Below are 16,672 nucleotides of genomic sequence, written 5' to 3'. Positions count from 1 at the left end.
CGGTCATGGGCTCGAGGGTAGCTACCCCAGTCGGATAAAGAGGTCTAGTGGAGGCGGCCGCCCTCCATGGGACCGTCAACCATGCGTCCGGTAGGGGATGCTCCACCGCGACAGATCCACTGTCTTGACGCAGGCACGAACGTGCTCACTCATCGCCTCATCACCATTGACGGTCCCGTGAGGGATCCCTGGCCGGCTGATGAGGTCGTGCTGTGGCCGGATTTAGCTGGTGAGTTGGCGGACTTGTTCGATGGAGAGCTGGCGGTCGGCGTAGAGGACGATTCGAGCGGTCGGGTCTGGGCTGTGCGCATCCGGACCTTCCCACCTCCGCTGGAGGCCGAGTCGCTCAATCGTGCGGCGGGAGCGTGCGTTGCGTTCTGCGACGACCGCGGTGATGGGCAGCTCCGGTCGGAGTAAGTGGGCGAGTTCGATGCCGGTGAGGGCGACTTCCTGCGCGTAGCCCTTGCTCCAGTGGTCGGGGTGGAGGGTGAACGCCACGTTCCAGGCCGCGTCGGAGAGGAGGGTGCATCCGCCCATTCCGATCAGATCATGGTTGTCGGTGGGGGAGTCGCGCCGGCGGATCACCCAGCTGCTGAGTCCGTCTTGTGTCCACTGGGTCCTCCGGTACGCGATGACGGCCCGGGTCTGATCGGCGGAGAGATGGAGGAGGAGCGGATCTTCTTCCGCGATCCGCGGATCGGTGTAGAGGCGGGACAGCTCGTGGAGGTCGGTTTCGGCGGGCCGGCACAGTCGGAGTCGGTCGGTGAGCACGTCGAGGTCCCCTGGGGCGCAGGCCTGTCCGTCGCTCACGATCATGGGACGAGGATTCCACGTTCCGACCACTCGACCAGCGTTATGTGCGCGTGCGATCCGTCGCGGGAGGCCGCCCGTACGGGGACGGGCTAGCGGTCAGTCCTGCGCAGTGAACTCGATCTCGGGTGCTGCCCCGTCCGACAGGAGGAAGTAGCCGATGAACACGACGTCTTCGCTCGTGGTGTCGAACTTGGAGACGATGACCCCGGCAGGCTCGTAGAAGACGTCGCCGGCGCGAAGGGTGGTTTGTGCCTCCTCACCGATCTGGAATGTGACCGACCCCCTTTCGATGGCTCCGAAGACAGGGCCGTTGTGAACGTGAGCACCGCCCTTCGTGCCAGCTGCGATTGAGATTCGGCGCACCTCGACGTGGGACACGTCCATGCCGCCTGCAAGCGACTGGTGGAGAAGAGTTGATCGAGTGATGGGCGATTCAGTCATGGTCACAGCCTGGTCGGACGGATCGCTCAGACGTGGGTCGTCGGACTCAGGAAATACGGCTCGCAATGTGCGGTTCTCGCCAACGGCCGCGTGGTCCGACACCCCCGCCGCTGCCGGAACTTGTCTCGATAGCCGATGGGCTAGCGCGTCAGACCCAGCGTTTCTCTGCAGACCTAAGTGCTCGTTCCGAGGGCTGCGGGGACAGCAGGTCACCGAGCTCGCGCTTCGCCTTCTGGTACCGACTGCGCGCCGTTGACGGCGGGACGGAGACGATCTGAGCTGCCTCGCTGAGAGAGAAGCCGTCCCAGTGCACCAGTCGCACGAGCTCTGCGAGCTCTGGAGCGAGCTTGTCCAGAGCTGCCCGTACGTCGAGGGCGATGTCGGAGGGTTCTGCGATCACGACGGTGGGGTCGATGGTGCCGCGGAGCTTCTCGGCGAGGAGGTCTTGGCGCCGGCGGGTCCTGCTGGTGTTCAGGACGACGTTCCGCGCGACCCCGAACAGCCAGAGGCGGGCGTCCTCGTCTGGCAGGGGCATGGATGACGATCGGCGCCACGCGATCGTCATTGTCTCGGAGAGCGCGTCGGGAGCGTCGTCGGCGCCGACTCGGCGTTCGAGGTAGTTCAGAAGGTCACGGGCTGTGGCGTCGAGGATCGTGACCACGCGATCGGCTCGGGTGTCGCGGCGGCTCACTGGGTGCGGTCTGCCTGGGTGAGGTCTGCGCAGTCGTCCTGGCTTCCGAAGGAGAGATCCGATCCGGTGACGGGATCGACCACTCCTCGATCTTCGAGCTCGTCCCAGACGACGTTGATGATCGCGCCCTCCACGGCTTGGCGGTACAGCTCATCTTCGGAGTACAACTCGGTCGCGGGCACCACGGTGTCGCCGTCGTCGCCGCGGACGGTCACGTCCCGGGCGACGATCCGAGCAAGCTCGCCGTCGACGTCCGCGAGGGCGAGCACGTCGGTGGTGCGAAGCACGTCCTGCATCTCCTTGATGTCCTCCGGGTCGCCTTCCTTGGCGACGCTTCGGAGCTCGCATTCTCTTCCGCTGGGCAGGGTGAAGTGGACAACGGAATCCGGATCCGCCACCCACGGCTCCCACCCCGAGAGCGTCGCTGCCGCTGCTGCACCCGTGCCGCCCAGCGTGAGAGCGACGACGGTCCCGATCACGAGCGCACGAGGCGTCGCCTGTCGCCTGCCGCGTCGCGCGTTCCACTCCGCTCCGCGAATCATCTCTCGAAGAGAGGAGTCGGAGACGGCTTCCGCCAGTGGGGTCGGCGGCGCCGATTCGTCCAGGAGCGCGTTCATCGCCCGATCGCTGCCCGCGTCGTGAGGTTCGGTGGTCATGATCTGCTCCTGTGCGCTCGAGTGGCCTTCACTCTGTACATGTCCGGCAGGACCCCGAATTGACGACGCGACGATGGAATCAGTCGAGAGTCTGTCCCGTAAGGGGATGGCCATCTGACGGAGCTAGACCTCGGCTTGGAGTTCCGACTTCAGCTGTTGTCGAAGTCGCGCGTATCGGGTCCGGATCGTGGAGGGGTTTTTCTCGAGGATGCGTGCGGCTTCTTCGAGGGTGAAGCCTTCCCAGTGGACCAAGCCGATGATGTCGCGATCAACGGCGGGCAACCTCTCGATGAGGTGGTGGAGGTGCGCGCTGATGTCGTCCAGCTGGTCGTGGGCCGGGTTGTGAACGACAATCTGGTCTCGGAGGCGGTCAACGAGGCTGGTTCGGCGGCGATTCGAGCGGTGGTGAGTAGCGAGGACTCGGCGTGCGACCCCGTAGATCCAGAGCGTCCCTTCGTTGCCGGCGGGTACGTCTTTCGCGCGGCGCCAGACGGTGAGCATGGTCTCGCTGAGGAGGTCGGGGGCGTCATCCAGGGGAGCTCGGCGGGAGAAGTAGCGCAGTAGCGGTTCCGCCTGGGCGAGAAGCAGGAGCTCCACCCGTCTGGCGCGCTCGTCGTCGCCTCGCCGCGTCGAGGAGGCTTTCGATGACAGCTGGTCGTCCAGGGTCACCGCAGTTCTCCTTCGCAGTCGGATTCGGCTCCGCTCAGCATGTCCTCGGGCACCAGTTCGTCGGGGACTTCGGCCCAGATCACCGTGGTCAGAGCCGCCCCGAACGAGAACTTGTCGAGGTTGGCCTGCGTGAGGCCGGCGGCCTCTTCGCTGTTCCGTGGGATGTAGGGATGTGCGAGGGCTTCTTCGTAGACGCGCTGGCCGATCCCTGACCAGTCGTGCTCAGCGATGAAGTCCTTTACCGCTGCCGGGTCGCTCGTGCCGCCGATGCCGGCCTCGACCGCGTAGTGACAGCTGACCTGTCGACCCGAGTCGGTCGTGTAGTTGATCGGGACGATCGCGTCCGCATCGAATCCCACGGTGAAGACGACGGCCCCGGCTGTCGTCGCGGCGAGGACACCGATCACGGGGAGGATTAGAAGCGGGCGACGCCACCACGGACGCCGTGGTGTCGCGCTCTCCGCGGTGGCGGACACCAGGTCCTCAATAACAGTGCGAGACGCGAGCCCACCTATCGGACTACGTCCCGAGCGGGCCAGGAACTCATCGAATCCGTCGTCGTCCATCGTTTCCTCCTCGAGCAGACCTTGCTCTTCACTATGGACACGGCCGGTCGGGCGCGGAACGTCTCAGGAACGCCGTCCAAGTTCTAAATGGTTGGCTTCCGCCGCGCGGCCGACGTCCCGTATGGGGATCGCTAGCCGGACGTCTTGCTCTTCACCCTGCGTCAGGGACGACGGCGGCGGATATCCGCCGCGTCCGTTCGATGATCAGGATGTCGGTGACCCGGATGCCGAGCGCGGTGAAGAAGCCGGCGACCGCGTTCCAGTAGAGAGTCCAGAGGATGAGGCCGCCGACTTCGTTCTGGTCGTACCCGGGCGGAGCCCAGTCGGCGTTCGCGGCGTGGACCTGCCAGATCACAGCGAGGGCGATGCACAGCAGGCACGCTCCGAGGCCGAAGGCGAAAAGGATCTTGCTCCCGGAGTTCGTGCAGCCGAATCTCCACAGCACGTTCCTGAGAACGATGAGCGACACGGGGATCGCTCCGAGCGAGAACGTCCATTGCTCCCACGTCACGAGAATGCCCCCGTCTCGCAGCGAGCCGGATCGTCGGCAGGTGCCGTCGTCACTCTGCAGAGAGCGGGGGAGTGGTCGCGATCATTTCAGGAGAAGGCGTCTCGTAACCGCCGATGATGAGCGTGCTGGTGTCCGTCCAGCTCGGCTCGGAGTACGCGATCGGCTCGGGGCTTCCGGCGCCAGGTTTTGCGCTGGTGATCCCGATGGCCACCGCACCCACGGCGAGGAAGCCGGAGACCAGCGCTGCAACCGTCACGGTCAACACGGTGTTGCGAAGCGTCTGCATCGTGCTGCCCCTCGAGTAGGTCGAATGGTGGGGAGCGTACCAGCGCAGGTGCTGGCGACGCCGTGCTACTGATCCCGTATGGGGATCCCCACGCGGGACGGTCGGATCACCGGGGTTGATCCGCCCCTCCCGTACAGGGCTGGATCAGCCCGTCAAAGGGCGCCCGTGGATTGTCTGGTCGCGAACGCGAGGTTGAGGAAGGGTAGATCGTCGCGTGCGATGACGGCCGTTATGTGGCGACCCTCGAGTTCGGCTCCGATACCGAGGACGTGAGCGTCGGTATCAAGTAGAACCCCGTTTTCCGGTCGGCTGTCGACGCTGACTGCCACGCCACGCTCGACCGCAGCCGCGGTCGCTCCGCCTAGCAGTTCCCCTGGCAGCGTCCCTTGGACGCGCGTATCGCGGAATCGGTTCCTCAGCACGTGATTCACATGATCCGTCAGCGTTGATTCGATCGTTCGTGGACCGGGGTCCTTCGGGTCGATGAGCGTCGTCAGCACTGCTTCCCAGAGCATCGGGAACTGGAGTCGAGCTCTTATCTCCACGAGTCGTGCGGGAAGGGGGCGCACTGGTGGTTCGTCGAGCTGAGTGCGCAGCTCGCTGCTGATGTCGGCCAGGTTGGCGGGATCGTCTCGGTTCTCCGGTCGGCGCCAGAGGGTGTAGGTGATCGCCGCGGAGAGGTAGCGGCTCTGCTCGTTTGTGGTGTGCACGATCGTCCCTACAGCGATCTCTTCGACGGAGGGTTGCTGCTGCAACGTGAACAGCGCACCAGGGAATCGAGTGGTCACTTCATCAAGCGACGGCGGGTACGGGTCCTCAAGGCTGGAGTGCACGGCCTCAGCCTGTTCGAGCCACGGCAGCTTCGCAACGGGTCACTGGATGACGGAGTGGGTAGCCGCGTCGATGTGCTCTGAGCCCGATCCGCTCCGGCCTCGTTCAAGCACGTCAGGACCATGGAAGACGCCTGTCCCGTAAGGGGATCGCTGGCCGTGCGTCTGAGAGGATCAGCGCATGTTGCTGGACGCCGAGCTTGCCGCAGCGCTCGAGGCCGTCGGGGTGCGGCGGCGTCATCCGGTTTCGGAGTACGACTACCGGATCGATGACGTGCGGCTGGTCGCTGGTTTGCTCGACTTTCGGCTCTGCATGTGCTCATCCAACCCGGAGCCCGCTGCCCCGCCAAGGCTTCGCGTGGTTCGGGTCGACGTCGCCCCGGGCGGGCACTGCTGGGCGGCTAGCTGTTTTCTCGTGTCGCCCGGCCGGGGTGGAGGTGCTGCTAGTTCTCCGAGCTTGCAGAGAGGGTGGAAGTCGTTCCTGGTGGGCGGTAATTGCCGGCGAGGTGGATGAGGTTTCGGGCTGGCATCCAGCCGTGCTCGCGGGTCTCGGTGTGGTTGAGGGTCTCCACGAACAGCTCGAAGTCTCGGTCGCCCTTCGTGTCGTGAATCCAGGCCAGGACCTCCTCGACCGAGTCGGCGTCCGTGATCCGCTGCGGGTCATGGGTCACCGCCAGCTCGTCATCGGCGCCAATCCAGAAGCAGACCCAATAGGTCAGCGGTTCCTCGCGCTGCGCGTCAAAGAACGCTTCGTTCCATTCGGCTCGCATCAGCCCTCCCGTGTCCATCTTGAAGATAGCTCTACCAGCGCCGCGGCGTCCGTTGAGGGGTCGTCAACCGGTCGCCCGCGAGTTGCGTACGCCGCTGTCGGTCCTCGCAGTCGCCTGCACACCTCTTCGCGTCACCGCGGCACTCGTGCAGACGACCGTGAGCATTTAGATGTTCAAGGTCCCCTGCACATGCGACGCGGGCGCCACTGAACCGTTCCGTAAGAGGATCCCTGCACGGTCACTAGTCGGCGCAGCTATCGCCCCCCTCAGCCGCCGGTGGGTAGCTGCGGCGTCTCGAAGAAGAGGTACGGCAGGAAGTGGAGTGTCACGGAGGCGGCGATGCCGATGACCGGCACGATCCAGTAGCGCTGGCGAGGGTGAGTGAGTCGGCGGACGGTGATGAAGGCGACGACGGGTGTCACGAGGACCGGCACCCATGCGCCAAGCGTTGCCCACTGCACGGCTGGTCCGAAATCGCGCAGGTCCTGTGCTTCATCGAAGGCCGGGTGCATCAGGTTGCCGTAGTGCAGCAGCGTGAACGGGACCAGGGCGACGGCGAGTGCGAAGTGAACGACCGCGAAGACACCGATTCGGAAGCGAGCGCGGTCGAGGTCTATTGCGAAGGCCGGAGAGGTCACGAGCGAAGACTAGCCAGTGAGGACGGTCTGCTTGCTAGGCAACCGCGAGAGGTCCGCCCGCCGATCGAGGCGTCCGTATGGGGATCGCCCTCCGGGCGGCGGCCCTAGCGAGGATCGAGGCCCTGGAACGTGTTGGGGAAGTTGTCGAGCCAGCGCCATCGGTCGATCGGCCACGTGATCGCGACGGCTCGGCCTGTCACGTTGTCGATCGGGACGAAGCCCTTGGAGGGCGTGCCCTGTTGGAGGCGGGAGTCGGCGGAGTTCCCCCGGTTGTCGCCCATCACCCAGAGCCCATCAGGGGGCACGGTGACATCGAACGGGATGCTCGACGCGGCCGGGGCATTCTCGCCGTCCTTGATGTACGAGGCCTCATCGAGGGGCTGCCCGTTCACGGTCATCTGCCCCAACGGCGTGCAGCAGACGACGTGATCGCCAGGAAGCCCGATCAGCCGCTTGATGAGGTGATCGTTGGTCTCCTCGGGCGCCAGTCCCACCGCCTGCAGCGTGTTCTCGAACAGCCCGGCGATGGACGTGTCCTCGGTCTGCAGGACGGGCTGAAGCCATCCGCCCGGGTCCTTGAACACGATGACGTCTCCGCGGGAGAGGGGCACGACATCGGGGACGAGCTCGTTGACGATGATGCGGTCGTCCTGCACCAGCGTGTTGTTCATCGATGACGACGGGATGTAGAACGACCGCACGAGGAACGTCTTGACCAGGCTGGAAACCAGAACTGCTACCAGGACGATGACCACCACGTCTCGAAGGAACAGCAGCGCCCCGTGCCGCCGCCGCTGCGGCGGGCGTCGGCTGGTCAGGGGCACGGACTCAGCCGGCGTCGTCATGCTGAGAAGGCTACGTCCGCCGGTCCTGCTTGAAAGACCACCGAGGTGTGACCGGTACCGATCTGCCGGTGTCGATAAGAGCGAACTGACGCTGAGCCCATGCGCCCGCGGACGCGACGGTGGCACAAAATTTTCGAGCGTCCGCGTTTTCGAGGCCGCCGCGACATGTGCTGTGTAGAGGCGAAATTGGAGGGCCTGCGTTGAATCACTTCACCACTGTCGAACTGGACAGCACCAACCCGTACCCGAGCCTGCCGCCCCAGTGGGGCGAGGAGGCAGTCAAGATCATGCTCGACGCCGAACCCACTCGCGCGGTCCGTCGCAGACGGCGGCTGTGGACGGCATCTGCGCTGGCCGGGCTGGTACTGACGGGCGGGGCCGGCGTCGCAGTCGCCGCTCCACTACTGAATCGTCCGGTGCTTATGGGCGAGGTGATGCCGTACGTCGTGACCGTCGACGGCGAGTCGTGCTCTGCGACGATCCAGGTGCAGCCCCTGGACCCCGCGAACCGGGCGCTGAACACCCCTGAAGGGATGGCCGCGGCCGAACAGGCGCTACGCGGGCTTGATCTGGCCAATCTCGATATCGGATCGGCGCCGGAGTTCATGTTCCCGCCGAACACTCCCAAGCCTGCTGTTCAGCAACGCTGGAGCGGGATCTCATCCGTGGCGTTGCAGCTTGTGAGTCAGCAGCTCAAGGACCAGGGCTTCACCGAAGAGGTGTCGATGGCTTCATCGATCGACTGTGGAAGCGAATGATGCGGACCGCTGACGAGCGAGCACGCATCCTTCGCACCGCGATCGAGGACAACGCCGCGGACCTGCTCGCGTACCTGCTCCGGCGTACCTCGAATCACGAGGACGCCGCCGACCTGCTCGCAGAAACCGCGGAGACGGCATGGAAGCGCATCGCGATCATGCCCACCGACCCTGTCCGCGGCCGCATGTGGCTCTTCGTCACTGCCCGCCACAAGCTCGCAAACCATCAGCGGAAAAAAGTCGGGCAGGACCGCCTGACGACGGCCCTCGCGGACGACCTCCGCCAGAACGGTCAACAGCTCCCGATGCCATCCGATGACCAGATTGACGTGCAGAGGGCCGTGCGCTCGTTGCCAGCGAAACTCAGAGAAGTCATCGAACTCGTTCACTGGGATGGATTCACTGTGACCGAAGCGGCGCGAGTTCTCCGCCTGCCGACGTCCACCGCCCGCACCCGCTACGCCGCCGCGATCGTGCTGTTGCGCCAGACGCTCTGTGACCACGACACCGAACAGCTACCGGATCTCGCCGCATCGAGATAGCTGAACCTGCCACCTGCTGGCCGCCCCACTCGGCGCAAGGAGTGCGCAGTGTCGTTCCGTGAAGGGATGGTCGGCCGGTCACTCTGATGCTTCGACGCTGCACCAGTACTGCAGTTCCGCTCCGTCGCGGTAGAAGTAGTTGAGGCCAGTGAAGCCGTGCCCGCCTCCGAGGTCGTTGCGCAGAGCGTCCGCGTTCGCGTACTGGTACAGCGTTCGCAGCAGCCGGTTCCCACGCAGGTCGGAGACGTTGACGCTGACGAAGTGACCTTCCGGAGCCTCCCCGGAGTACTCGAGTTTCAGTTGCAGGTTGGGATAACTCAGCGAAGGGCCTTCGAGTAAGTACATGCCGTCGCACCGCTCGATCACGATCCGATCAGCGAAGGCGTCGTCGTTGCTGCCGGCGCGAGGACGGTAGTACGTGGAGCAGGTGATCGATGCGGGCAGGTCAAGCGTTGAGGCGGGACTGATGATGCCTGCCTGTCGATGGTGTCGAAACGGAGAGTCCACGACTGGAGCCTAAGCACCATCGGCAAGTTGAAGCATCCCGTATGCGGATGGGTGGCCGGTCACCCACTGAGCAGCCTGGTGGCTGTGGCGTGTTCGGCGCAGTACCGTCAGCGAATGTTCTTCCACTCGAGTAAGCGCGATTCGCCGCAGTTGCGTCCTGAGCTCGAGCGGTTTCGCGAGGCTGTCGCTGAGGCGTCATTCGAGGGTGGTCTAGCGGGCTACTTCTCGGTGCAGGTCGGTGCTCACCTCGCGGCCAGCGGCCCGTGGTGGAGGCGGGAGCTGAGTGATCCGCGATGGGGGATCGCGTGGACGTTTTTCTATGAGCCTGCTTTCGATGAATCCCATCCGCGCGTGGGCCCGCCGTACGAGGACGGTTTCGAGCTGGGTGATGAGTCGGTCTTCGATGAACTACTCGGAGGTTCGGTCGACGTCCGGGGTCGGGTGTACTCGCTGCGTTGGATCGACCGCGCGAGCGAGCCGGAGCTGTGGGCGGACAACTACGGGTACATGCCAGCGAAGCCCGGAGTTGGAATCCCTGTACGCGTGTCGAGAGTGCGTCGTCGAGACCGTTGAGCCGGATCTCTCGTCGGCAGGCGGCGTCCCTTATGGGGATGGTTGGCCGGGCGCCTAGACGTCTGCGGGCGGCGGTATCGTCCCGCGAAGCCTGTGGCGGTGAAGCTCGCACCGTCGATCATTACTCCGACGTTCGGGCCGGAGGACATCAGCGCGGGATGTTCCTACTGCGCTCGGAACTGGCGCTGGTCGCTGCAGTAGCAGTGATGGCCGCGAGCGGCTGTCCTGCGGAACGCTGCCGCCCGCGCCCGCGCGCGGCGCATCCCGCGCGCCGGGCTGGTGCGGGGAACGGCCCTCCCGCAGACGCCAACTTGCAGCTCGCTGCCACGAACACTGTCCCACTGATGATCTTCGAAGGGCATGCGTGTCCCGCTGCCAAGCCCGGGTGTCGGCAACACCCAGGGTTGTATTGCCGAGCTATGCGGAGTAGACCTAGACGTGCACGACGACCGCTCACAAGGGGTGAGCGCGGGGACTTGGATGAAGGTCGTAATAGTCATGCACACCTCACGAAATCGGTCCGCTGGCAAAATCGCCACGGTGTTCGTTGCGCTCGTCCTGGGTACGGTTGTCGCACCTGCCGCTGCGTTGCGGAAATTCCCGGTTCGGACTGAATCACATCATCGCTCGCGGCCACTTTGACGCGGACACCAACTTCGATATTCAGCAGACACTCAGCTACGGCCTCTACGCACCCGGGAGCTCAGGCTCTAAGACGCTCTACGACGCGAACTGCACACCCGTCTACTTCGTTCTCTTCGGATATAACGCCTACAACGGCTCCGATGCCCTCGCTAACCCCATCGGCATCGTCAACGCCTACAAAATCGACAGCACCATAAACACCCGATCTACCAGCAGCACCACCGCCGCACCCATCATCCAACCGCCCTACGGGACCGGATGCCCCGTCTACACCCCGATCGAGAACGATTGACCGACACCCGCGACCTCGCCGACGTCGTGGGGTGGATGCGCCGCCACTACTCCACCCCGTACGACGTCATCGCGGCTACCGCAACCCACAGCTCAAACGGATGGAGCGTTGACACAACCATTCGAGCTACACCCACCTCCACTGACGAGGTAGTGAATCTCGACCAGTGGGACCCTGCCGCAATCGATTCCCTGACCACCGGAGGCGACCTTGCAGTCGAAGCCTTCGCGCTAATCTTGCACGCCAACCTCATCGAATGGTGGGATACGGAACGACCGAAAACGTCGACGCGATACTGAACCACTAAACAATGTGACGAATCAAGCATAAGATCCGAGCAGACACCCCCTGCGAGGCGACGGACGGAAAGCAGCTGATTGCTCCGTTGAGCGGCTCTTCACCGGCACGCCGACAGCATCACGGGCCGCCGACCGACTCGACCCTTCCCTCGGCAGCTCCCAGAACCGCGCCACCCCGGGCACGCTGCTTCAACTTCGATCCCATCGCCAACACTCCGACTCACGGTGGTATTGCAACGACCGGCTGAACCCAAGTCCCCCTAACGGACACCTCCGGAGTAGATGAGGACAGCCGCTCCGGCGTCGAGGAGCCTCTCCGGCCCCTGTTCGATGCGCGAGGATTTGGACATGCGTACCGATAGGGAATCGCTCTCCGCGTCGAGCGGGAGCCTCGCGCCCGCAGCGCGAGGCTCCTCTGACCCGGCCCGGCTCGAACGGGCTGCCACCCTCACCGTGCTGCGGGCAGGACACCCCTTACTGGATTAGGGGTGCCTTGGGCGGGCGCATTCGACGGTAGTGCGGCGCGAGCCTCGGAGGGCTAGTGCGTCGATGCGTCCGGCGTCCGATGAGGGGTCGTCATCCGTCCGCCCAGGATGGCCGCGCATGAGACCGGAATCTCGCGGCGCTGTTTGTCGCAATAGACCCGCCCGATGAAATGCCCGATGATGGGGCGTCAACTGACACACTGAGCGCATGGCAGCTCTCGTGGGATACGCCCGCGTCTCAACCGACAAGCAAGATGCGACCGCGCAGCGCGACGCACTCCGGGCGGCCGGCGTCCCATCCGATCGGATCTACGTCGATTCCGGTCTGACGGGCCGGAACCGCGAGCGTCCCGCGCTGCGGGAAGCGCTGGCGGCATGCGACGCCGGATCGACTCTGCTCGTGACGAAGCTCGACCGGCTCGCGCGGTCCATCACAGACGCTCGCGACATCGTTGATGAGCTGACCCGCCGCGGCGTGAAGCTCAGCATCGGGGGGTCGGTCCATGATCCGGAGGATCCGATCGGCCGGCTGCTGTTCAACGTGCTCGCGATGGTCGCGGAGTTCGAGGGGGACCTGATTCGCGCCCGCACGCGTGAGGGGATGAAGGTCGCGAAGGCCAAGGGGCGTCTGCGTGGCCGTCAGCCGAAGCTGTCGCCGAAGATCGAGGCGCATCTGGTCGCAGAGCATCGTGCCGGGAACTACACCGTTGCCGCGCTCGCGGCGGAGTTCAAGGTCGCGCGTTCGACGGTCTATCGGGCGGTGCAGCGGGCTGATGCGCGCGCCGCTGGGGCCGTCGCCCTGGCGCTGTCGACGGAGGGCGCGTGATGTCGGGGGCGGAGAGGGAACCTGCGTTGGTGCCGGGGAGGGTGGAAGTGCTGCCCGGGTGGTCTGCGCGTACACGTATTCTCAACACCGGGTGGGGAACGCTCGCCCAGGCGATCGCCTGGATCTGGCTCGTCATCGGGTTCGCGGTCCTTCCTCCGGGATCGCGTCTGCCCCTTTTCGTGCCGCTGGCGCTGTTCTTCGCCGCTCTCGCTTGGTCAATGATCTGTCTCGCGATCGGCACATCCAGGGTCACCGCTGAGAAGGAAGCCGGTTACACGACCCTGGGGTTCGGGCGCATCACGGTTCCTACGGTGGATTCGAGAACCGGTGTCATCCTGCGGGAGGCAGGCGAGCCGCATCTGGACTGGAAGACTGCGGCGCTACTTCGGCGACAAGCGAGGAACAAATGACCAATGCCGTGACCGTTTCTGCGATTCCTGCTCTCCGGGTTCGTTGGTTTCCGCTCGTGCTCGCGGTCGGTGCCGTCGTCGCGCAGCACTTCTTCGTTCTGAGCCGGAGCGGGTCATATTCGGTGGTCGCTGTCATCGATGGGGCTCTAGTGGTTTTGGCGGTGGGGCTCTTCCTCTGGGCGAGGGCGTCAGCCGGGCGCTCCGCGCGGAGGGTGGCGGAACTTGATCCCGGGACCTCGGGGGAGGCTTTCGCGTGCGTCTACCATCAGCACCTGCGGTCGCTGGTGAGGGGCTTGGACCCGGACGTCAGCATGGGGTCGTACCCGGTCGTTCACCTGGACGAGACCGGGCTGAGCATCCTGTCGCAGGCGAATGCGCGGCGGGTCACCTTCCCGTGGTCGCGAATCGCGTCCGTCCGGCCGACTCCGCTGCTCGACCGGTTCTTCACCCGGCGATCGATCGAGGTCGTCCTCGAGGAGGGCGGATCGGTCGTGCTCGCCCCCTACGGTGACCGTTCGTTCTTCGGTATGAAGGCCGCCGATGACGCGAGGTTCAGCGCGATCTTGACCGCGATCAGCTCGAGGTCCGTAGAGGGGCGGTCGGTCTGAGGCCCGGTTTGTGGTCGTAGGCGGACGTCATGAGCTTGTCGGAGGCGCCCGCGTCTCGACGGATAAGCAGGACGCGCAGGCGCAGCGCGACGCGCTGCTTGCGACCGGTGTGCCGGCGGAGCGGATCTACGTTGACCCGGCCTCACCGGCAGCAACCGCGAGGGGCCCGCGCTGCGCGAGGACCTGGCGGCGTGCGACGCCGGCTCGACTCTGTTCGTGACGAAGCTCGACCGGCTCACCCGCTCGACCACCGACGCACGCGACGTCGTGGACGAGCTCGCGCGCAGGGGAGTGCGACTGAATATCGGCGGGTCGCTGCACGACCCGAACGACCCGATGGGCCGGCTGCTGTTCAACGTGCTGGCGATGATCGAGGAGTTCGAGGGCGACCTGATCCGGTCGCGCACGCGCGAGGGGATGCGGATCGCGAAGGCGAAGGGGCGCCTGCGCGGCCGCCAGCCGAAGCGCTTCCCGAAGATCGAGGCGCACCTGGTGGCGGAGTGCCGCTAGGGCAACTACATCGTGGCCGAGCTCTCGGAGCAGTTTGGGGCGACGCGCTCGGCGGTCTACCGGGCGGTCGAGCGCTCGAACATGACGGAGTTGCGCGCCGTCGACGTCACCCTTCCGCTCCCTGAGGGAGAGCAGTGAAGCCGAGTGCCCAACGGTCACTTGATGCGGCGCGTCTTCGAGGGCGGTCGTTGCGACCGACCGGCTCGCGGTGAGGCTCCTGGAGCCCCGAGCCGACCCGGATGAGGCGGGGGGCTCCCACGGCCCCGCTGCGCCTTTACAAAGGGCCTCCAGGCCGTCCGTCGACTAGTGAGGTCCGGAGGTTTCCTCCACCGTCTCCGGCGAAGAGGACTGCTGTGCAGTATCTCGAGTTCTCGTCGAATGGGCCGAGGTGTGCGGCCGGATTCCTAGCGCTCACGCCCAGACATGCGCGCGGAGACCCTGACCTGCGCAGCACGGTATCAGGCGACCCGCGGAGGTTTCCATCCGATGCGCCAGCGCTTACAGGTGGCGGCCTGGTGCGCCCGTCGAGGCGCCGGCCGGTCTGCCGGCCGTTGACTCGTCGGCCGGGTCCGGCACTCCACCGCCGAGGCGTCCGCCGCTCAGTCGAACCGCGCGCCCTCCGGCCGCGGCGGCAGCACGAACAGGATCAGCAGGAACACGTAGCCGGCGATCGGCACGAGGATCGCGAGGATCCACAGCCCGCTGCGGTTCACGTCGTGCAGTCGCCGCCAGATCAGCGAGAGCGACGGGAGGAACGTCGCCAGGGCGATCGCGCCCGCGGCGAGCGACACCCAGAAGGTCTGGAACGGCGCGCCGCTCGGGTACGGGGTCAGCGTGAAGTCGAGGCGCCACGGACCGCCGTCGGCCAGCTGCAGCAGCCCTGTGAGGACGCTGCCGAGGAGGATGATCCACCAGTACTCGGCCCGGCTCGCCCTCCCGCGGAAGCGGAGGTAGTTGCCGAAGAAGCGGCGGAGCGCCGCCATCGGCGGAGCCCCGTAGTAGGGGAGGGCCAGCGGCGGCTCGAGGGTGCTCGGGCTCATCGGGTTCCGTCTCTCATCCCTCGACCGTATCCCCTGCTCCCCGCGGCGCAGCGTCGGCCGTGCGGACGACATCCCGGTGTTCGCGCCGGAGGAACGCCGCCGTGTCCACGAAGCCGGAGGCCGCCGTCTTCACAACGGAGGAAGAACGTTCCAGCTCGAGCGTGAACACGCGGATCGGCGCGCGCCGGAGCACGTTCTACCTCCGTCATGAACAGGATCAGCGAGTAGGAACCGCCTCCGCCCGCACCGCCGCCGTCGCCCGGGCGTCGACGATCAGGCTGACGACGAGCCCCACCGCGACGATGACGATCGCGACCCACGGCAGCACGTCGAGCCCGCTCGCGTCGATCGCCAGCCCGCCGACGACCGCGCCGCCGCCGATGCCGATGTTGAACGCCGTCGTCTGGAGCGCCGCGGCGAGGCTCCGCAGCTGGAAGGAGGAGGTGCGCAGCATCCGGGTCTGCAGCATCGCCGGGATGCCGCCGAACGCGATGTTCCAGACCACGGCGGCGACGACCACGGCCGTGGCGGCGCCGGTGCCCGCGGCGACGGCCAGGCCCGCGAGCGCCAGCACAACCGCGATCGCGGCGACCACGAAGCCCGAGCGGGGGAACCGGTCGGTCGCGAAGCCGGCCAGGACGAGTCCGACCGCCCCTGCGCCGCCGAACGCGAAGAGCACGAGCGGCACCGTGTCGGGGGCGAAGGAGGCGTTCTCGAGCCAGGGCGTGATGTAGGTCGAGAGGGTGTTCTGGCCGATCAGCACCAGCAGGATGACGACGCAGACGCCGATGATGCGGGGGAGCGTCCGGTCCTTCCGCGCCGGCAGGCGGATCTCGCCGGTCCGCAGCGGGATGTGGTGGTCGACCGCGGGCAGGAACTTCACCACGATCAGCGCGAGCACGAGCACGACGCCGCCGAGGATCGCGAAGGTGGGCCGCCAGCCGAACGCGTGCCCGAGCGCCGTGCCCAGGGGGACGCCGAGGACGAAGGCCGCGGATCCGCCGCCCGCCGTGATCGCGGTCGCGCGGCCGAGCTGCTCCGGAGCGACGAGGTGCGCGGAGTAGGCGGCGACGATCGCCCAGAAGAGGCCGTGGGCGAGCCCGCCGAGGATGCGCGCGCCGATGAGCAGCCCGAAGGTGGGGGCGAGCGCGGCGAGGACGTTGGCGACCGCGATGGTGCACAGCGCCACGAGGAGGAGGCTCTTGCGCGAGAAGCGCTGGGTCACCAGGGTCAGCGGAGTCGTCGCGACGACGACGGTCGCGGCGAAGATCGTGACGAGCTGGCCGGTGAGCGAGATGCTCACCCCGAGGTCGCGCGACATGTCGGGGATGAGCCCGGTCGGGAGGAACTCGCTCGTCACGGAGACGAAGACGGCGCCGGCGAGCGTGAGCAGGCCGATCCAGGGGAAGGCGGGGGCTTTCGCGGTGTCCTGAGGGTTCACGGTGTCCTGAGGTCGGGGGC

General features: G+C 66.2%; 22 protein-coding genes and 1 pseudogene. 8 read left to right on the top strand and 15 right to left on the bottom strand.

Annotated features, from left to right (window positions below):
- Positions 1-222: 222 nt before the first annotated feature.
- The 12 genes from C5C30_RS16650 to lepB all read right to left on the bottom strand — a co-directional run bounded on the left by C5C30_RS16650 (position 223) and on the right by lepB (position 7,716).
- The gene (locus C5C30_RS16650) at positions 223-816 is read right to left on the bottom strand and encodes a GNAT family N-acetyltransferase (protein WP_104267955.1); all 594 of its coding nucleotides are present in this window, start codon (positions 814-816) and stop codon (positions 223-225) included.
- Between the two features lie 93 nt (positions 817-909).
- Complete coding sequence (locus C5C30_RS16645) at positions 910-1,254, bottom strand: cupin domain-containing protein (protein ID WP_146081573.1); 345 nt, start codon at positions 1,252-1,254, stop codon at positions 910-912.
- A gap of 148 nt (positions 1,255-1,402) precedes the next feature.
- Positions 1,403-1,915, bottom strand: a complete 513-nt coding sequence (locus tag C5C30_RS16640; protein ID WP_146078957.1) for an RNA polymerase sigma factor — start codon at positions 1,913-1,915, stop codon at positions 1,403-1,405.
- A 26-nt stretch (positions 1,916-1,941) separates the two neighbouring features.
- Positions 1,942-2,715, bottom strand: a complete 774-nt coding sequence (locus tag C5C30_RS16635) for a hypothetical protein (protein ID WP_146081572.1) — start codon at positions 2,713-2,715, stop codon at positions 1,942-1,944.
- A 9-nt stretch (positions 2,716-2,724) separates the two neighbouring features.
- Positions 2,725-3,270 carry an RNA polymerase sigma factor gene (locus tag C5C30_RS16630; protein WP_181065503.1) on the bottom strand — a complete coding sequence of 182 codons (546 nt, stop codon included), beginning with the start codon at positions 3,268-3,270 and terminating at the stop codon, positions 2,725-2,727.
- The gene (locus tag C5C30_RS17850; protein ID WP_181125583.1) at positions 3,267-3,836 is read right to left on the bottom strand and encodes a hypothetical protein; all 570 of its coding nucleotides are present in this window, start codon (positions 3,834-3,836) and stop codon (positions 3,267-3,269) included. The genes C5C30_RS16630 and C5C30_RS17850 overlap by 4 nt, the downstream gene beginning before the upstream one ends.
- 151 nt (positions 3,837-3,987) lie before the next feature.
- On the bottom strand, positions 3,988-4,305 hold the full coding sequence (locus tag C5C30_RS16625) for a hypothetical protein (protein ID WP_146081571.1): 318 nt from the start codon (positions 4,303-4,305) through the stop codon (positions 3,988-3,990).
- A 91-nt stretch (positions 4,306-4,396) separates the two neighbouring features.
- Positions 4,397-4,633 (bottom strand): hypothetical protein, encoded by a 237-nt coding sequence (locus C5C30_RS17455; protein WP_146081570.1) that lies wholly within the window; start codon positions 4,631-4,633, stop codon positions 4,397-4,399.
- 152 nt (positions 4,634-4,785) lie between these two features.
- The gene (locus tag C5C30_RS16615) at positions 4,786-5,466 is read right to left on the bottom strand and encodes a hypothetical protein (RefSeq protein ID WP_104267953.1); all 681 of its coding nucleotides are present in this window, start codon (positions 5,464-5,466) and stop codon (positions 4,786-4,788) included.
- Between the two features lie 440 nt (positions 5,467-5,906).
- A complete protein-coding gene (locus tag C5C30_RS16610; protein WP_104261691.1) occupies positions 5,907-6,251 on the bottom strand; it encodes a hypothetical protein in 345 nt (114 codons plus the stop codon).
- Positions 6,252-6,499: 248 nt separating this feature from the next.
- A complete protein-coding gene (locus C5C30_RS16605; protein WP_104334132.1) occupies positions 6,500-6,871 on the bottom strand; it encodes a hypothetical protein in 372 nt (123 codons plus the stop codon).
- Between the two features lie 104 nt (positions 6,872-6,975).
- A complete protein-coding gene (gene lepB, locus C5C30_RS16600; RefSeq protein WP_104261690.1) occupies positions 6,976-7,716 on the bottom strand; it encodes a signal peptidase I in 741 nt (246 codons plus the stop codon).
- 200 nt (positions 7,717-7,916) lie between these two features.
- Between lepB and C5C30_RS17450 the strand changes: the two genes are divergently transcribed.
- Both C5C30_RS17450 and C5C30_RS16590 read left to right on the top strand, forming a co-directional pair.
- Positions 7,917-8,474 carry a hypothetical protein gene (locus tag C5C30_RS17450; protein ID WP_146081569.1) on the top strand — a complete coding sequence of 186 codons (558 nt, stop codon included), beginning with the start codon at positions 7,917-7,919 and terminating at the stop codon, positions 8,472-8,474.
- Entirely contained in the window at positions 8,471-9,016 is a 546-nt protein-coding gene (locus C5C30_RS16590) for an RNA polymerase sigma factor (protein ID WP_219814333.1), read from the top strand. Before C5C30_RS17450 ends, C5C30_RS16590 begins: the two co-directional genes overlap by 4 nt.
- Before the next feature lie 78 nt (positions 9,017-9,094).
- On the opposite strand, the gene C5C30_RS16585 is transcribed toward C5C30_RS16590, so the two are convergent.
- The gene (locus tag C5C30_RS16585; protein ID WP_146081568.1) at positions 9,095-9,523 is read right to left on the bottom strand and encodes a hypothetical protein; all 429 of its coding nucleotides are present in this window, start codon (positions 9,521-9,523) and stop codon (positions 9,095-9,097) included.
- Between the two features lie 114 nt (positions 9,524-9,637).
- Here C5C30_RS16585 and C5C30_RS16580 point away from each other — a divergent pair, with 114 nt between their 5' ends.
- From C5C30_RS16580 to C5C30_RS16560, 6 genes and pseudogenes are all read left to right on the top strand, one after another.
- Positions 9,638-10,096 carry a hypothetical protein gene (locus tag C5C30_RS16580; protein WP_146081567.1) on the top strand — a complete coding sequence of 153 codons (459 nt, stop codon included), beginning with the start codon at positions 9,638-9,640 and terminating at the stop codon, positions 10,094-10,096.
- A gap of 568 nt (positions 10,097-10,664) precedes the next feature.
- Entirely contained in the window at positions 10,665-11,033 is a 369-nt protein-coding gene (locus C5C30_RS17445) for a hypothetical protein (protein ID WP_146076920.1), read from the top strand.
- A gap of 992 nt (positions 11,034-12,025) precedes the next feature.
- Complete coding sequence (locus tag C5C30_RS16575) at positions 12,026-12,643, top strand: recombinase family protein (RefSeq protein ID WP_104334131.1); 618 nt, start codon at positions 12,026-12,028, stop codon at positions 12,641-12,643.
- A 41-nt stretch (positions 12,644-12,684) separates the two neighbouring features.
- A complete protein-coding gene (locus C5C30_RS16570; RefSeq protein WP_146081566.1) occupies positions 12,685-13,053 on the top strand; it encodes a hypothetical protein in 369 nt (122 codons plus the stop codon).
- Positions 13,050-13,661, top strand: a complete 612-nt coding sequence (locus C5C30_RS16565) for a hypothetical protein (RefSeq protein WP_104226410.1) — start codon at positions 13,050-13,052, stop codon at positions 13,659-13,661. Before C5C30_RS16570 ends, C5C30_RS16565 begins: the two co-directional genes overlap by 4 nt.
- A gap of 10 nt (positions 13,662-13,671) precedes the next feature.
- Positions 13,672-14,309 (top strand): annotated as a pseudogene (locus C5C30_RS16560) (recombinase family protein).
- Positions 14,310-14,770: 461 nt separating this feature from the next.
- On the opposite strand, the gene C5C30_RS16555 reads toward C5C30_RS16560, so the two are convergent.
- Positions 14,771-15,211: a DUF805 domain-containing protein gene (locus C5C30_RS16555; RefSeq protein WP_181065714.1), complete on the bottom strand. Its 441-nt coding sequence runs from the start codon at positions 15,209-15,211 to the stop codon at positions 14,771-14,773.
- 217 nt (positions 15,212-15,428) lie between these two features.
- Positions 15,429-16,672, bottom strand: a 1,244-nt coding sequence (locus C5C30_RS16550) for an MFS transporter (protein WP_219813009.1), incomplete at its 5' end; no start/stop codon positions are given.

The organism is Rathayibacter sp. AY2B5 (assembly GCF_002931645.1).
Taxonomy (GTDB): domain Bacteria; phylum Actinomycetota; class Actinomycetes; order Actinomycetales; family Microbacteriaceae; genus Rathayibacter.
This window is presented reverse-complemented; position numbering and strand designations above follow the sequence as displayed.

Coding starts and splice junctions, on each gene's coding strand:
- C5C30_RS16650 (WP_104267955.1), bottom strand. CDS start 816: ATGATCGTGAGCGACGGACAGGCCTGCGCCCCAGGGGACCTCGACGTG.
- C5C30_RS16645 (WP_146081573.1), bottom strand. CDS start 1,254: ATGACTGAATCGCCCATCACTCGATCAACTCTTCTCCACCAGTCGCTT.
- C5C30_RS16635 (WP_146081572.1), bottom strand. CDS start 2,715: ATGGCCATCCCCTTACGGGACAGACTCTCGACTGATTCCATCGTCGCG.
- C5C30_RS17850 (WP_181125583.1), bottom strand. CDS start 3,836: ATGGACGACGACGGATTCGATGAGTTCCTGGCCCGCTCGGGACGTAGT.
- C5C30_RS17455 (WP_146081570.1), bottom strand. CDS start 4,633: ATGCAGACGCTTCGCAACACCGTGTTGACCGTGACGGTTGCAGCGCTG.
- C5C30_RS16610 (WP_104261691.1), bottom strand. CDS start 6,251: ATGGACACGGGAGGGCTGATGCGAGCCGAATGGAACGAAGCGTTCTTT.
- lepB (WP_104261690.1), bottom strand. CDS start 7,716: ATGACGACGCCGGCTGAGTCCGTGCCCCTGACCAGCCGACGCCCGCCG.
- C5C30_RS16590 (WP_219814333.1), top strand. CDS start 8,471: ATGATGCGGACCGCTGACGAGCGAGCACGCATCCTTCGCACCGCGATC.
- C5C30_RS16580 (WP_146081567.1), top strand. CDS start 9,638: ATGTTCTTCCACTCGAGTAAGCGCGATTCGCCGCAGTTGCGTCCTGAG.
- C5C30_RS16575 (WP_104334131.1), top strand. CDS start 12,026: ATGGCAGCTCTCGTGGGATACGCCCGCGTCTCAACCGACAAGCAAGAT.
- C5C30_RS16565 (WP_104226410.1), top strand. CDS start 13,050: ATGACCAATGCCGTGACCGTTTCTGCGATTCCTGCTCTCCGGGTTCGT.
- C5C30_RS16555 (WP_181065714.1), bottom strand. CDS start 15,211: ATGAGCCCGAGCACCCTCGAGCCGCCGCTGGCCCTCCCCTACTACGGG.